This window comes from Streptomyces sp. NPDC006283 (assembly GCF_040613325.1).
Classification (GTDB): domain Bacteria; phylum Actinomycetota; class Actinomycetes; order Streptomycetales; family Streptomycetaceae; genus Streptomyces.
This window is the reverse complement of record NZ_JBEXRZ010000175.1, coordinates 1-15,031: the sequence shown is the minus strand read 5'-3', so window position 1 is coordinate 15,031 and position 15,031 is coordinate 1. Positions and strand designations below refer to the sequence as shown.

Genomic DNA, 15,031 nt, shown 5'->3' with positions numbered 1-15,031 from the left:
GGCCCATGTACTTCAAGCGGTCCTGACGGGATTTGAACCCGCGGCCTCCACCTTGACAGGGTGGCGAGCACTCCAAACTGCTCCACAGGACCAGGTTTCGCAGCCGGACTTGCTCTCTTGGCTGCGAGAGAGACTGTACAGCAGGTCGACCATCAGGTCGAACTCACTCCGGGCGACGGCCCTGCTACGGCGCCGCGGCGTCGATCGCCTTCACGATCCGCTTGTCGGACACGGGGTGTGCCGTGCCCAGGGCGTGCGCGAAGTAGCTCACCCGCAGCTCCTCGATCATCCAGCGGATGTCCAGGACCTCCTGTGGCACCGGCCGGCCCTGTGGCATCTGCTCGAGCAGCCAGGCGTACTCGTCCTGCATCTCGTGGACCTTCTCCATGCGCGTGGTGTCGCGCTGGACGCTCGTCGGCATTTGCTGCAGGCGGCGGTCCACGGCGATCAGATAGCGCATCAGGTCCGGCAGCCGGCGCAGGCCGGTCCGGGTGACGAAACCGGCCGGCATGAGGGCCGCCAGCTGCTCGCGCACGTCCTGGACGTTGTTGAGGAGGGTCAGGCTGTTCGTGGCCTTAAGACGGCGCTCACAGGCCTGCCAGGCCGCGAGGATCTGCTGCACCTGGCCGATCGTGCGCACCGTGAGGTCGACGAGGTCGGCACGGACCTTGTCGAACAGCTTCCGGAACGCCTCCTCGTCCCACACCGGGCCACCGTGCTCCGCGATCAGGCGGTCGGCCGCGGCCATGGCGCAGTCGTCGAAGAGTGCCTGGATCGAGCCGTGCGGATTGCTCGACAGAGCGAGCTTCTGCTGGTTCGTCAGCTTGTCGGAGGCGAACTTGGCGGGGTTCACCGGGATGTTGAGCATGATGAGCCGGCGCGTGCCCTGCCACATCGCCTGCGCCTGCTCCGCCTCGGTGTCGAAGAGCCGAACGGACACGGAGTCCCCGGCGTCGACCAGCGCCGGGTACGCCTTGACCGGCTGGCCGGCGCGCCGGGTCTCGAAGACCTTCGTCAGCGTGCCGATCGTCCAGTCGGTGAGGCCCGTGCGTTCCAGGGACTCGCCCGCCGGGCTGGAGGAGGCGGCGGCCTTGGAGAGCGCCTGGCGGGCCTTCGGCTTCAGGGCGAGCCGCAGCGCTTCCAGGTCCTTGTCCTCCGCGAGCTTCTTGCGCCGCTCGTCGACGATCCGGAAGGTGATCTTCAGGTGGTCGGGCACCCGCGACAGGTCGAAGTCGTCCGCCGACACCGGTACGCCGACCATGCGCTGCAGTTCACGCGCGAGGGTGACCGGGAGCGGCTCCTGCAGGGGCACGGCACGCTCCAGGAACGCCTTGGCGTAGTTCGGCGCGGGCACGTAATGGCGTCGGACGGGCTTCGGCAGCGACCGGATCAGCTCGGTGACCACGTCCTCCCGCAGGCCCGGGATCTGCCAGTCGAAGCCCTCCTCCGTGACTTGGTTCAGCACCTGCAGCGGAATGTGGACGGTGACTCCGTCCGCGTCCGCGCCCGGCTCGAACTGGTACGTCACCCGGAACTTCAGCCGGCCCTGACGCCAGGAGTCCGGGTAGTCGTCCTTGGTGACCGCGCCGGCCTTCTCGTTGATGAGCATCTCGCGCTCGAAGTCGAGCAGTTCGGGCTGCTCACGGCGCTTGTTCTTCCACCACGAGTCGAAGTGCGCGCCGGAGACGACATGTTCCGGCACCCGCTGGTCGTAGAAGTCGAACAGCGTCTCGTCGTCCACGAGGATGTCGCGGCGGCGTGCGCGGTGCTCCAACTCCTCGACCTCGGTCAGAAGCTTGCGGTTGTCCGCGAAGAACTTGTGGTGCGTGCGCCAGTCGCCCTCGACCAGTGCGTTCCTGATGAACAAATCGCGCGAGGTCTCCGGGTCGATCCGGCCGTAGTTCACCTTGCGCTGCGCGATGATCGGCACGCCGTACAGCGTCACCTTCTCGTACGCCATCACCGCGGCGGCGTCCTTCTCCCAGTGCGGTTCGCTGTACGTACGCTTCAGCAAATGCTGGGCGAGCGGTTCGATCCACTCCGGCTCGATCTTCGCGTTGACCCGCGCCCACAGGCGGGACGTCTCCACCAGCTCGGCGGACATGACGAAGCGCGGCGGCTTCTTGAAGAGCGCCGAGCCGGGGAAGACGGCGAACTTGGCGTTGCGGGCGCCCAGATACTCGTTCTTCGCTCCGTCCTTGACGTCCTTCATGCCGACGTGCGACAGCAGCCCGGCGAGGAGCGAGACATGGACGGACTGCTCGGAGGCGTCGGCACCCGCCGAATGCTCCTCCAGATGGAGGCCCATCTGCTTGGCGACCGTGCGCAGCTGCGCGTAGATGTCCTGCCACTCGCGGATGCGCAGGAAGTTCAGGTACTCCTGCTTGCACATCCGGCGGAAGCTGGAGGAGCCGCGCTCCTTCTGCCGCTCGCGGATGTAGCGCCAGAGATTGAGATAGGCGAGGAAGTCGCTCGTCTCGTCCTTGAAGCGGGCATGCTGCTGGTCGGCCTGCGTTTGCTTGTCGGCGGGACGCTCACGCGGGTCCTGGATGGACAGGGCGGCCGCGATCACCATGACCTCGCGTACGCAGCCGTTCTTGTCGGCCTCGAGGACCATCCGGGCCAGCCGGGGGTCGACCGGCAGCTGGGAGAGCTTGCGGCCCATCTCCGTCAGCTTCTTGCGCGGATCCTTCTGGGCCGGGTCGAACGCGCCCAGCTCCTGGAGGAGCTGCACGCCGTCGCGGATGTTGCGATGGTCCGGCGGGTCGATGAAGGGGAACTTCTCGATGTCGCCCAGTCCCGCCGCGGTCATCTGCAGGATGACCGACGCCAGGTTCGTGCGGAGGATCTCCGCGTCCGTGAACTCCGGCCGCGCCTCGAAGTCGTCCTGCGAATACAGCCGGATGCAGATGCCGTCCGACGTACGGCCGCAGCGGCCCTTGCGCTGGTTGGCGCTGGCCTGGCTGACCGCCTCGATGGGCAGCCGCTGGACCTTGGTGCGATGGCTGTAGCGGGAGATGCGGGCGGTGCCCGGGTCGATCACGTACTTGATGCCGGGAACGGTCAGCGACGTCTCCGCGACGTTCGTGGCGAGAACGATCCGGCGACCGGTGTGCGGCTGGAAGACACGGTGCTGCTCCGCGTGCGAAAGGCGTGCGTAGAGGGGGAGCACCTCGGTGAATCTGTACTGCTTCTTGTTGAGCGCGTCCGCCGTGTCGCGGATCTCGCGCTCGCCGGAGAGGAAGACGAGGATGTCGCCCTTCCCCTCGCCCATCAGCTCCTCGACGGCGTCGGTGATCGCGGTGATCTGGTCGCGGTCCGCGTCGTCGCCGTCCTCCTCGAGGAGCGGCCGGTAGCGCACCTCCACCGGATACGTGCGCCCGCTGACCTCGACGATCGGCGCGTCACCGAAGTGGCGGGAGAAGCGCTCGGGATCGATCGTCGCGGAGGTGATCACGACCTTGAGATCGGGACGTCTGGGCAGCAGCTGCGCGAGATAGCCCAGCAGGAAGTCGATGTTGAGGGACCGCTCGTGCGCCTCGTCGATGATGATCGTGTCGTAGGCGCGCAGCTCGCGGTCCGTCTGGATCTCGGCGAGCAGGATGCCGTCCGTCATGAGCTTCACGAAGGTGGAGTCCTGGTTCACCTGGTCGGTGAAGCGGACCTTCCAGCCGACCGCCTCGCCCAGGGGGGTGTTCAGCTCGTCCGCGACCCGCTCCGCGACAGTGCGCGCGGCGATCCGGCGGGGCTGCGTGTGGCCGATCATGCCGCGAACGCCCCGGCCCAGCTCCAGACAGATCTTGGGGATCTGGGTCGTCTTGCCCGACCCCGTCTCGCCTGCGACGATCACGACCTGGTGGTCCCGTATCGCCTCGAGGATCGCGTCCTTCTTCTGACTGACCGGGAGCTGCTCGGGGTAGGTGATCCCGGGTACGCGCTCGGCCCGCCGCGCGGTCCGGGCCGCCGACTTCTCCGCCTCACCGGCGATCTCGTCCAGCACGGCCTGCCGCGCTTCGGGCTTACGGATGCGGCGGGCGCCTTCCAGACGACGGCCGAGCCGGTGGGCGTCGCGCAGGGACGCCCCGGCCAGCAGGGTCTGAAGGTCGGCAAAGGAAGTAGACATACGGAGACCAGGATCGCACCCCGGTCAAACCACAGGCGAACCCATTTCGCGCGCAAGCTGGTGCAGTATGGAGCGATTCTGTTCCCGCCCCTCCCCGCCCCGCCGGGCTCGAGCTCCGAAAGGACAGCGCGTCCAATGCTGATCGGCCGCGACCGCCGGCACCGCCTCCTGGTGACCGCGAGCCTGCTGCTGGGGCTGCTCGGTGCGCTCCTCGGGTGTCTCGGCGCGACGGCCACGGCGGCGGAGACCGGCGCCGCGTCCCGTGCCGCCGCCGGTACCGCCGCCTCCCCGTGGGGCACGGCGGCTGTCGTCACGACGGCGGATGCCGCGCAGCCGCAGGGGTGCGGCAGGGACACGAACGGCGACGACAGCGGGGCACATCCGGCGCCGCCGCCGCGGAACGGCTCCTCGTACGAGCTGCTGCCGCCCGCCCTGCAACAGGGCCATGGATCCACCGGCGCCGCCGCCTTCGACCAGGCGGCCCCGGCCCCGCTGCCCATACCGCCGCCACTCGCGCCGCCATCGGCGGTCGACCTCTCCGTCCTGCGCGTGTAGGCCGACGACCCGCCTCTGCCTGGCAACTCGTCGGACCCTTTCGCTCAGGAGCACCACCATGTCCTCTTCCGTCTCCCGCAAGCCGCTCGTCCTCGGTGCGGGTGTCCTCGCCGCCGCGCTGCTGCTCGGCTACGCCTCCTACACCGCCACCCGGCCGGACGCGCCGTCGTCCCGTTCCTCGTCCGTGGCCGACGCCTCCGCGGACCCGCTGTCCGGCGCCTATCCCGGGCTCGAGAAGCTCGCCCGCCGCGACGCCAAGGACCCCCTCGCCGTCGGGCGCGCCGACGCGCCCGTCGTCATGGTCGAGTACGCCGACTTCCAGTGCGGCTACTGCGGGAAGTTCGCCCGCGACACCGAGCCCGAACTGATGAAGAAGTACGTCGACGACGGCACCCTGCGCATCGAGTGGCGCAACTTCCCGATCTTCGGGGAGCCGTCGGAGTCCGCCGCGCGCGCCGCGTGGGCGGCGGGGCAGCAGGGGCGCTTCTGGCAGTTCCACGCGGCCGCGTACGCGGAGGGCGCCAAGGAGCGGGGCTTCGGCAAGGACCGGCTGACGGTGCTGGCGCGGGAGGCGGGCGTGGGCGACCTCGACCGGTTCGCGCGCGACCTGGAGAGCGACGCTGCACGCCAGGCCGTGACGAAGGACCAGGAGGAGGCCTACGGACTGGGCGCGACGTCCACGCCGTCCTTCCTGATCAACGGGCGGCCCATCGCCGGCGCCCAGCCCATCGAGACCTTCACCGAGGCGATCGAGGCGGCGAAGAAGTCCGCGGGCGAGGGCGGCCGGTGACCGACATCGGCTATCTGGCGGCGTTCCTCGGCGGCCTGCTCGCCCTGATCAGCCCCTGCAGCGCTCTGCTGCTGCCCGCCTTCTTCGCGTACTCGATCGACTCGACGGGCCGGCTGCTGGCGCGCACCGGCATCTTCTACGCCGGCCTGGCGACGACCCTGGTCCCGCTCGGCGCGGCCGGGTCGTTCGCGGGGCGGCTGTTCTACGGTCACCGTGATCTGCTCGTCGCCGTCGGGGGCTGGACGATCATCGCGCTGGGCGTCGCCCAGATCCTCGGCATGGGCTTCGCCTCGCGCCGGCTCGCGGCGGTCTCCGGCCGCATCCGCCCCACGACGGCGGTCTCCGTGTACGCGCTGGGGCTCGTCTACGGTCTGGCCGGTTTCTGTGCGGGCCCGATTCTCGGCAGCGTGCTGACGGTCGCGGCGCTGAGCGGCAGCCCGGTCTACGGCGGCCTGCTCCTCGCGGTCTACGCCCTGGGCATGGCGGTCCCCCTCTTCGTGCTTGCACTGCTGTGGGAACGCTTCGACCTGGGCCGCCGCGGCTGGCTGCGCGGCCGGGCGCTGCGGTGGGCCCGCTTCGAGCTGCACACGACGTCGCTGCTGTCGGGCCTGTTCTTCATCGCGCTCGGCACGGTCTTCCTGGCATTCGACGGCACGACGGCCCTGCCGGGTCTGCTCTCGGTCGACGACTCGTACGCCGTGGAGAAGTGGGCGTCCCGCTTCGGCGCGGCGGTTCCGGACTGGGCGCTGCTGGTGCTGGTGGTGGCGGTGGTGGCCCTGACCCTGGGTGTCCGCGGCTGGCGCCGCGGCGACAGCGAACGCGCCTGACCCTGCCGGTTCTGGCGGTGGTCCGCCCCGAATCCCGCCTTTCGGCCGTCGGCGACGCTGCCTGGTCAGCCCCGCCGACGGCCGAGGGTGCCGCGCGGAACCGTCCCGGGAACGGCGAAGGCCCCGACTCGGGGAGTCGGGGCCTTCGGATTGTGGCTGGGGCCGGGGTCGAACCGGCGACCTATCGCTTTTCAGGCGATCGCTCGTACCAACTGAGCTACCCAGCCACGGAGCTCTTTCGAGCTCCAGCGGTCCTGACGGGATTTGAACCCGCGGCCTCCACCTTGACAGGGTGGCGAGCACTCCAAACTGCTCCACAGGACCATGCAATGTGCGAGACCAAGTCTCGCACATGGTGATGCGTGCCCCCAACGGGATTCGAACCCGTGCTACCGCCTTGAAAGGGCGGCGTCCTGGGCCACTAGACGATGAGGGCTAAGGGCCCACCTGGGCGCTTCGCAGCGCGTCGGGGACGTGAGAAGCATATGGGATGCAGGGAGCTATCGCCAAAACGGTTTACGGAGTGGGCGTGGGCGTGCCGGAGGACGGCGTGTCGGAGGGGGTGCCGGACGGGGTCGGCGAGGGGGAGGGGTCCGTCGCGGCCGGCTCCGCGACATGGCGGCTGACCTCGGCCGTCGTCAGTCCCAGGCCGCCCAGGGTGATCTCGTCCCAGGCCTGCATGCGGCGGGTCGTGCGGTCCAGGTAGAGGACCGATGCCCGGACCTGTTCCGGCTTCGCGTTCTGCACCGCACGCAGGCCGCCGCCGCCCGTCGAACCCTCGATCTTCAGACGTGTGCCGTACCTGAGGATCTCGGTGTGCCGCCGGTGGATGTGGCCGGCGAGGACCAGGGGGACCGTGCCGTCGGTCTCCCGGGCGGCGACCGGGTTGTGGGCGACGGCGATGTCGACGGGGGTGCCCGCGCGTTCCTGGTCGCGCAGGGCGGAGGCGAGGCGGATGCCCGTCATGCGCTCCGCCGGGTCGCCCTGGGCGACGACGGAACGGTCGGGGGTGAACTGGGGGTCGCCGGTCCCGGCGATGCGCAGTCCGGCGACGTTCACGGCCTTGCCCTCGTCGAGGACCCGCACGTTCTTGAGGCCGGAGAGGTACTCCTGGGTGATGAGCGAGTCGTGGTTGCCGCGCACCCAGACGTAGGGCGCGCCGAGGTCGGAGATCGGGTCGAGGAAGCCGTTCTCGGCGGCCGACCCGTGGTCCATGGTGTCGCCGGAGTCGATGATCACGTCGATGTCGTACTGCTTCACGAGGGACTCGATGATGTGCCAGGCCGCCGGGTTGAGATGGATGTCCGAGACGTGCAGGACACGCATCGTGTGGGGGTCCGGCTGGTAGGTGGGGAGCGTGGACGTCGCCTCGTACAGCTTGGTGACGTTGGTGACGAGCCGCGCCAACTCGTGCTGGTAGACGTCGAATTCGGTGACGATGGAGCGCGCGTTGCCGACAACGGACGGCGCCGAGGTCAGCAGGCCGGAGAACCTCGGCTCGAGGACGGACTTCGGGTTCCACGTGGCGTACGCGCTGACGCCGGACGCGGCCAGCAGAGCGAGCGCGAGGCCGCCGGCCGCGAGGGCGCGGCGCGGTCGGCGGTAGACGGCGAGGCCGAGCGCGGTCGCTCCGGAGACGACGGCGACGCAGGAGCGGACGGCCAGCTCGGTGGCGCCGTCCTGGACGTCGTGGGTGATCTCGTCCTGGAGGCCGGAGATCCGCTCCGGGTTTTCGACGAGGGCCTGGGAGCGGATCGGGTCGAGGCGGTCCACATCGACGTCGAGGCGGACGGGTGCGATGTGCGAGTCGAGTTCCAGGGCGCCCAGCGGAGAGACGTTGATCTTCGTTCCGCCGTCGAGGGACGGCCGCAGGGTCATGGTCGCGTCCATGGGGCCGACCGGCGTACGGACATCGCCGACGACGAGGAGTCCGAGCCACGCGCCGAACAGCACGACGGCCGTCAGGCCGAGCGCCCTGGCCCACGGGCGCGGCGCGTGGGCGGCGCCCGGATCGAGGTCGCGGGAGCGTCGGCGCGCCGGCGCACCGGATTTCGGCAGCAGACGCTTCAGCCGGGCGACTGCGGTGCGGATCGGTGCGGGCGAGGGGAGCGAGCGGGGCGGTTCCTGGGCTTCGCGGGCCATTGGTCCCGTATGCCCACACCGGCGGTCGGCCATGCCGGGGCGACCACTCGCACGGCGTACGTGACAATGGCCGGGTGCTGGAGATGACGCGCGAGGAGTTCGAGGAACTGGTCGCCGAGGCCCTGGACAGGATCCCGCCCGACCTGATGCGGCTGATGGACAACGTCGCCGTGTTCGTGGAGGACGAGCCCGCCGCGGACGACCCCGATCTGCTCGGCCTCTACGAGGGGACTCCGCTGACCGATCGCGGCGAGTGGTACGCCGGCGTTCTGCCGGACCGCATCACCATCTACCGCAACCCCACCTTGCGGGTGTGCGACACCCGCGAGGACGTCGTCGCGGAGACCGAGATCACCGTGGTGCACGAGATCGCCCACCACTTCGGTATCGACGACGAGCGGCTGCACGAGCTCGGATACGGGTGAGCGCCGGCCGTCACGGGGGTCGGGAGGCCATCGATCCGGACGTCGACCTCCATGTGCCCGCCCAGCGCGCGGAGCTCGACGGCGCGCGCAAGTGGCCGGTGCTCGCGGTGATCTCGGCCGGAGGCGCTGTCGGCGCGGTGGGCCGCCACGGGGCGTCCCTGCTGTGGCCGGCTTCTGAAGGCTCGTTCCCGTGGGCGGTCTTCTGCGTCAACGTCCTGGGCTGCGCGCTGATCGGTGTGCTGATGGTGCTCGTGGGTGAGGGCGGCCGGCCGGCCCACCCGCTGGTGCGGCCCTTCCTCGGGGTGGGCGTGCTCGGCGGGTTCACGACCTTCTCGACGTACGCCCTCGACATCTTCCAGCTGCTGGAGCGTGAGGAGGCGGGCATCGCACTGGCCTACGCCGGCGGCACCGTGGCCGGCGCGATGGGCGCCGTCTGGTCGGCGGCCTCGGCGACGCGGGCCGTGCTGGACCGGACGGCGAACCGGACGGCCGCGCGGTGAACTGGCTGCTGTTGATCGTCGGCGCCGCGGTCGGCGCTCCCTTGCGGTACCTGACGGACCGTGCGGTGCAGGCGCGCCACGACTCGGTGTTCCCGTGGGGGACGTTCGTCGTCAACGCCGCCGGGAGCCTGGTGCTCGGCGCGGTGGCCGGGGCGTCGGTGTCCTCTCCGGCGTACGCGCTGCTCGGCACGGGACTGTGCGGGGCGCTGACGACGTACTCCACGTTCTCCTACGAGACACTGCGCCTCGCGGAGCGCGGGTGGCGGTTCTCGGCCGTGGCGAACGTGGCCGGTTCGCTGCTGGTGGGGCTCGGATCGGTGTTCCTGGGACTGGAGTTGGCGCGAGCGCTCACGGCGTGAGGCGCGGGCCCGTCGATGCCGGGCCGGGGATCCCGGGCGTGTCCCTTGTGGGGTGCCGGGAGTTGGTCAGGGAAACCGCGTCCCCTGTCCCGGAGGTGCCCCTGTGCGCCAGTTGTCAGCCCCCGGCCGTACGGCCGTCTGGATCGCCGCCTCGCTGGCGGTCCTGGCCTCGGCAGGCTGTATGAGCGTGAGCGACGAGGAGGGCGGCAAGCCGGCGCCCAGCAGGTCGTCGGACCGGCGCGGGACGGTGGTGGACCCGGACGGCGGGCAGGTGCTGCCCGGCTCTCACGGTCAGCAGGCGGGCGGCGGCGAGGGCACCTCGGACGACCCCGGCACGAAGGACGGCAGCACGTCGCCCAGTCCCAGCGGCTCGGCGTCGCCGGGGGCGGAGCCCCCGGGGGCCGGTCAGCAGCCGTCGACGCCGCAGCCGCCCGCGCCCACGCGGGGCGGGGTGTCGCCGTCCGCACCGCAGCCGCCCACACAGCCGCCGCCCCAGGAGCCTCCGGAGCCGCCGGCCCAGAGCCCCACGCCGCCGCCGTCGCCGTCGGCCGAGCCGACGGATCCGCCTGCCGCCTCCTCGGCGCCGGAGGTGCACGCGGGGGCGATGCGGGTGGTGGAGCCCTCAGGGCCGGGGGCGGAGCCGGCCGCGTCCGCGCAGGTGGGCCCGGAGCGTGCGAACGGCCGGGGCGGTCAAGGGGCCCACGGCCAGGGCCGCTCGGAGCAGACGGTGACGTAGGGCGTGGGCCGGGCGAGTGCTCGGACGCGGAGGTGTCGTGGCCGAGTGGGGTGCGGGGGTGTGTGCCCGGGGTCACGTCACCGCGGTTTGCCTCGGAGGGGGAGGGGTGCGTATGGTGGTAGATCGTTTGATCCCATTGCCCGGCGCCGAAAAGGAAGAGCGCCGCGTGGCGCGTACTCTCCCTAGCCGTGGCTGACCGCATCGAGGCGGTCGAATTGCGAATTCACGGAGTTTGGGCGCGTGCCGAGACTCCGGAAGGTTTCGCATTTCGCATGTCCACTTTCAGTACTGATCACGCCGTCATGCCCGAGAACGACGAGATTGTCGAGGCGGTCGTGGAGGCTCCCGAGGAGCCCCAGACCACCTTCGCCGACCTCGGTCTCCCCGAGGGCGTCGTGCGCAAGCTCGCGCAGAACGGTGTGACGACCCCCTTCCCGATCCAGGCCGCGACCATCCCGGACGCCCTGGCCGGCAAGGACATCCTCGGCCGTGGCCGCACCGGCTCCGGCAAGACCCTCTCGTTCGGTCTGCCGACCCTGGCCACGCTGGCCGGCGGGCACACCGAGAAGAAGAAGCCCCGCGCGATCATCCTCACCCCGACGCGTGAGCTCGCCATGCAGGTCGCGGACGCGCTCCAGCCGTACGGCGACGTGCTCGGCCTGAAGATGAAGGTCGTCTGCGGCGGCACGTCCATGGGCAACCAGATCTACGCCCTTGAGCGCGGCGTCGACATCCTCGTCGCTACCCCGGGCCGTCTGCGCGACATCATCAACCGCGGCGCCTGCTCCCTCGAGAACGTCCAGGTCGCCGTCCTCGACGAGGCCGACCAGATGTCCGACCTGGGCTTCCTGCCCGAGGTCACCGAGCTGCTCGACCAGATCCCGGCGGGCGGCCAGCGGATGCTCTTCTCCGCCACCATGGAGAACGAGATCAGCACGCTGGTCAAGCGCTACCTGACGAACCCCGTCACCCACGAGGTGGACAGCGCCCAGGGCAACGTCACGACCATGAGCCACCACGTGCTCGTCGTGAAGCCCAAGGACAAGGCGCCGGTGACGGCCGCCATCGCCGCCCGCAAGGGCCGGACGATCATCTTCGTCCGCACCCAGCTCGGCGCCGACCGCATCGCGGAGCAGCTGCGTGACTCCGGTGTGAAGGCCGACGCGCTCCACGGCGGTATGACGCAGGGCGCCCGTACCCGCACGCTGGCCGACTTCAAGGACGGCTACGTCAACGCGCTCGTCGCGACCGACGTCGCCGCCCGCGGTATCCACGTGGACGGCATCGACCTGGTCCTGAACGTGGACCCGGCCGGTGACCACAAGGACTACCTGCACCGCTCGGGCCGTACGGCCCGCGCCGGCCGCTCCGGTGTTGTCGTGTCGCTCTCGCTGCCGCACCAGCGCCGTCAGATCTTCCGTCTGATGGAGGACGCGGGCGTCGACGCCTCGCGCCACATCGTCGGCGGTGCCGGGGCGTTCGACCCCGAGGTCGCCGAGATCACCGGTGCCCGTTCGCTGACCGAGGTCCAGGCCGACTCCGCGAACAACGCCGCCAAGCAGGCCGAGCGCGAGGTCGTCGAGCTGACCCGTCAGCTCGAGCGCGTCCAGCGCCGTGCCGCCGAACTCCGCGAGGAGGCCGACCGCCTGGTGGCCCGCGCGGCGCGTGAGCGCGGCGAGGACCCGGAGGCCGCCGTGGCCGAGGTGACCGAGGCCGCTGTGGCCGAGATCGCCGCGGTGCCGGAGCAGGCCGAGCCGGTGCGCGAGACCCGTGACGAGCGCCCCTCGTTCGACCGCCGTGACGAGCGGGGCAACTTCGGCCGCGACCGTCGTGACGACCGCGGTGGCTTCAACCGTGACCGTCGTGACGACCGCGGCGGTGACCGTGGTGGCCGTTCGTTCGAGCGCCGTGACGACCGCGGGGGCTTCCGCCGCGACGACCGTGGTGGCAGCGCCGACCGTGGTGGCTTCAACCGTGACCGTCGTGACGACCGCGGTGGCGACCGTGGTGGCCGTTCGTTCGAGCGCCGTGACGACCGCGGCGGTGACCGTGGTGGCCGCACCTTCGAGCGCCGTGACGACCGCGGTGGCTTCCGCCGGGACGACCGTCGTGACGACCGGGGCGGCTTCAACCGTGACCGTGGCTTCGAGCGTCGTGACGACCGTGGTGGCTTCCGCCGCGACGACCGTCCGGCCGGCCACCGCGGCAGCGACCGCCCCTTCAACCGTGACCGCCGCGACGACCGTCCCTCGGGCGGCTTCCGCTCCGGCGGCGGCGACCGCCCGTACGGCCGCCGGGACGACCACCGCGGTGGCGCCGGTTCGAGCTCCGGCTCGTTCGGCGGCGGCCGCCGTGACGACAAGCCGCGCTGGAAGCGCAACGGCTGACCTGCCCGGCTGCTTGACCGCTTGACTGCTTGATCAGGGCCCGTACGACACCTCGGTGTCGTACGGGCCCTGCTGTACGCTCAGCGCATTACGAGACGGGTGTGAGAACGCACGGCCGGGGGGCCGCACCAAGCGCCGCGCCCGTCTCCACGAAGCAGGTTTCCTGGGGAGGGGCCTTTCTTGTTGCGCATTGCGCCCATGAGCCGTCATGCCCGCACGACGGCCGCCGTCGCTTTCGTGGCGGCACTCACGTCCGCCGTCGCCCCGCTGGGTCTCACGCCCGCGGTCGCCGCGGAGGCACCGCCGACGCTGACGATTCCGGTGGAGAAGTCACTCGACCCCAACGCGGCCAAGGTGCCGGTCGCGGGTGTCTCCGGGTTCATCCGCGGCGACTACACCGGCGGCTACACGTACGTCTCGTACGCCGACGGGTCCCAGACGCCGTACGACGCCAAGGGCGCGCACAGTCTCCACAGCACCGGGTCGGACACGGTCGCCCGCTGGCACCCGCAGCAGAAGAAGGTCGTGCTGCAGGACATGAAGGGCGGCCCCGAGCGGACCCTCGTCGTCCCCGAGGGACAGTCGTTCCGGCACGTCCTGGGCGAGACGGTCATCACGACGGAGATCAAGGACGGCCGCAGCGTCGCCGTGCATCAACTCGCCCTCGTCGACGGCGTCCCGACGGACCGTAAGCTCGCGGGGCTTCCGGAGGACACCACGACCGTCGGCAGCAACGGCCTGGCCGACGGACACGGGTTCTTCGTCTCGTACCTCCACGGCGGCACCGCCTCGGTGGGCTATGTCGACAGCTCGTTCCGTCTGCACCCGACGCCGATCACACACACCGGTCTGCTCGGGCGCGCCCAGCTCACCGGCGGCCATCTCGTCGATTGGCCGGCGGACGGGCCGGTCAGGATCTGGGACGTCACTGACTGGTCCGCGCCGGTCCATGAGCTTCCGGTCGACAAGGCGGGCGGCGCTCCCGTCGCCGTGATGGGCGACGAACTGCTGGTGTCGCGGCCTGTGGAGGGGAGCCACTTCAGCACGGTGTCCGCGGTCCCGCTGGCGGGCGGCGCCGAGCGTGTGGTCCTCGATCGTGTCGTAGGCAGCGTGCCCAGGCCGGGGCGCGTCGACGACAGGGCGCTGTTCGTCCGGGCCGGAGAGGGCACCGAGCGTGCCGTGCACTCGGTGCACAAGGACGCGGCCGGGAACGTGGCGGCCACCAAGGTCGCGGACGTCCCGCTGGTCAGCACCCGCACGGTGCGCGTGGCCGCGGCGCAGGGCGAGTTGCACACCGTCGACCGGGTGCCGTACAACACGGCAAAGGTGCGCTCGACCGCGCTCACGGTGAACGGCGAACTCAAGGCGCGGGAGCGGACGGAGCGCGGGGAGAACAGCTACCAGTTCTACGGAGGCTGTGACCCCTACTGGTGCCCCGAGCTGCGGCCCACCGGCGACGGCCGTCTCGTGTTCGAGGAGGTCAACGGCACCGGCCTGTACATCGTCGGGCCCGGTCAGCAGCTGCCCGGCACCAGCATCCCGGGCGTGTACCTGAGCGACGATCTCGAGACGTCGGGCCGGTACGCCGCGTACTCCGTGGGTCATGTCGAGCACGAGGTGATGGACCTGGACTCCGGCACGCGGGTGTTCGGCCGTGACATCGGCTACCGGGCGACCTCGCTCGTGGGCGGCACGCTGTGGATCGAGAGCACGGCGGCCGGAGTCGTCGACGCCGTCGACGTACGGACGGGGAAGACCCTCCGCAGCGTCGACGTCGGGACCTGCGATCTTCAGGACGTCCAGGTGTGGTCGTCCAGCGTGTACTGGAAGTGCGCGGGGACCGCCGGCGTGTACGACGTGAACACCAAGCGGCACGTGTCCCTTCCGGCACACCGGTCCGCCGTTCTCGGTGACGGATACGTCGGCTGGGAGCAGGGCGGCGTTCTGAGCATGACCGACGTCCGCGGTACGGCGGGGACCCGTGCCGTCGGCAGGCCGGCGGCCGTGGAGGCCGGCCGCGGCTGGAACGTGGACCGTTTCGGCGGGCACCTGACGTACGTGGACGCGGCGGGTGACACGCACGTCGTTCCGTCCGGCGTCGCCACCTCCGCCCTGGGCGTGGTGGATTCCGATGCTGCGGCGTCGGTGAACGTCAAGGGTGGTGTGTGGAAGCCGCGTTGGTGGTTG

General features: G+C 70.8%; 10 protein-coding genes, 4 tRNA genes and 1 pseudogene. 9 read left to right on the top strand and 6 right to left on the bottom strand.

The window, feature by feature from the left end; translation table 11 throughout:
- Window positions 1-17: 17 nt before the first annotated feature.
- A tRNA-Asp gene (locus ABZ070_RS27745) sits at window positions 18-92 on the bottom strand.
- Window positions 93-184: 92 nt separating this feature from the next.
- Window positions 185-4,123, bottom strand: a complete 3,939-nt coding sequence (hrpA, locus tag ABZ070_RS27740; protein ID WP_356638062.1) for an ATP-dependent RNA helicase HrpA — start codon at window positions 4,121-4,123, stop codon at window positions 185-187.
- A 135-nt stretch (window positions 4,124-4,258) separates the two neighbouring features.
- On the opposite strand from hrpA, the gene ABZ070_RS27735 reads away from it, so the two are divergent.
- The 3 genes from ABZ070_RS27735 to ABZ070_RS27725 are packed head-to-tail and all read left to right on the top strand — an operon-like array spanning window position 4,259 to window position 6,295.
- Entirely contained in the window at window positions 4,259-4,678 is a 420-nt protein-coding gene (locus tag ABZ070_RS27735; protein ID WP_356638061.1) for a hypothetical protein, read from the top strand.
- A gap of 58 nt (window positions 4,679-4,736) precedes the next feature.
- Entirely contained in the window at window positions 4,737-5,468 is a 732-nt protein-coding gene (locus tag ABZ070_RS27730) for a DsbA family protein (protein WP_356638060.1), read from the top strand.
- Window positions 5,465-6,295, top strand: coding sequence for a cytochrome c biogenesis CcdA family protein (locus ABZ070_RS27725; RefSeq protein ID WP_356638059.1), 831 nt, complete (start codon window positions 5,465-5,467; stop codon window positions 6,293-6,295). The genes ABZ070_RS27730 and ABZ070_RS27725 overlap by 4 nt, the downstream gene beginning before the upstream one ends.
- Before the next feature lie 153 nt (window positions 6,296-6,448).
- On the opposite strand, the gene ABZ070_RS27720 is transcribed toward ABZ070_RS27725, so the two are convergent.
- The 4 genes from ABZ070_RS27720 to ABZ070_RS27705 form a co-directional block, all read right to left on the bottom strand.
- Window positions 6,449-6,522: transfer RNA gene (locus ABZ070_RS27720), tRNA-Phe, on the bottom strand.
- Window positions 6,523-6,544: 22 nt separating this feature from the next.
- Window positions 6,545-6,619 (bottom strand) — tRNA-Asp (locus ABZ070_RS27715).
- A 39-nt stretch (window positions 6,620-6,658) separates the two neighbouring features.
- Window positions 6,659-6,731 (bottom strand) — tRNA-Glu (locus tag ABZ070_RS27710).
- An 80-nt stretch (window positions 6,732-6,811) separates the two neighbouring features.
- Window positions 6,812-8,437 (bottom strand): metallophosphoesterase, encoded by a 1,626-nt coding sequence (locus tag ABZ070_RS27705; RefSeq protein ID WP_356638058.1) that lies wholly within the window; start codon window positions 8,435-8,437, stop codon window positions 6,812-6,814.
- A 74-nt stretch (window positions 8,438-8,511) separates the two neighbouring features.
- On the opposite strand from ABZ070_RS27705, the gene ABZ070_RS27700 reads away from it, so the two are divergent.
- From ABZ070_RS27700 to ABZ070_RS27675, 6 genes and pseudogenes are all read left to right on the top strand, one after another.
- Entirely contained in the window at window positions 8,512-8,862 is a 351-nt protein-coding gene (locus ABZ070_RS27700; RefSeq protein ID WP_356638057.1) for a metallopeptidase family protein, read from the top strand.
- Window positions 8,859-9,362, top strand: a complete 504-nt coding sequence (locus ABZ070_RS27695) for a CrcB family protein (RefSeq protein WP_356638056.1) — start codon at window positions 8,859-8,861, stop codon at window positions 9,360-9,362. Before ABZ070_RS27700 ends, ABZ070_RS27695 begins: the two co-directional genes overlap by 4 nt.
- A complete protein-coding gene (gene crcB, locus ABZ070_RS27690) occupies window positions 9,359-9,721 on the top strand; it encodes a fluoride efflux transporter CrcB (protein WP_356638055.1) in 363 nt (120 codons plus the stop codon). The genes ABZ070_RS27695 and crcB overlap by 4 nt, the downstream gene beginning before the upstream one ends.
- Before the next feature lie 103 nt (window positions 9,722-9,824).
- A complete protein-coding gene (locus ABZ070_RS27685; protein ID WP_356638054.1) occupies window positions 9,825-10,457 on the top strand; it encodes a hypothetical protein in 633 nt (210 codons plus the stop codon).
- A gap of 272 nt (window positions 10,458-10,729) precedes the next feature.
- The gene (locus ABZ070_RS27680; protein ID WP_356638053.1) at window positions 10,730-12,844 is read left to right on the top strand and encodes a DEAD/DEAH box helicase; all 2,115 of its coding nucleotides are present in this window, start codon (window positions 10,730-10,732) and stop codon (window positions 12,842-12,844) included.
- Window positions 12,845-13,042: 198 nt separating this feature from the next.
- Window positions 13,043-15,031: pseudogene (locus tag ABZ070_RS27675) on the top strand (hypothetical protein); the annotation flags it as partial.

What these genes read in the sequence shown, in the direction of transcription:
- hrpA (WP_356638062.1), bottom strand. Translation starts at nt 4,123, where the DNA reads ATGTCTACTTCCTTTGCCGACCTTCAGACCCTGCTGGCCGGGGCGTCC.
- ABZ070_RS27735 (WP_356638061.1), top strand. Translation starts at nt 4,259, where the DNA reads ATGCTGATCGGCCGCGACCGCCGGCACCGCCTCCTGGTGACCGCGAGC.
- ABZ070_RS27730 (WP_356638060.1), top strand. Translation starts at nt 4,737, where the DNA reads ATGTCCTCTTCCGTCTCCCGCAAGCCGCTCGTCCTCGGTGCGGGTGTC.
- ABZ070_RS27705 (WP_356638058.1), bottom strand. Translation starts at nt 8,437, where the DNA reads ATGGCCCGCGAAGCCCAGGAACCGCCCCGCTCGCTCCCCTCGCCCGCA.
- ABZ070_RS27680 (WP_356638053.1), top strand. Translation starts at nt 10,730, where the DNA reads ATGTCCACTTTCAGTACTGATCACGCCGTCATGCCCGAGAACGACGAG.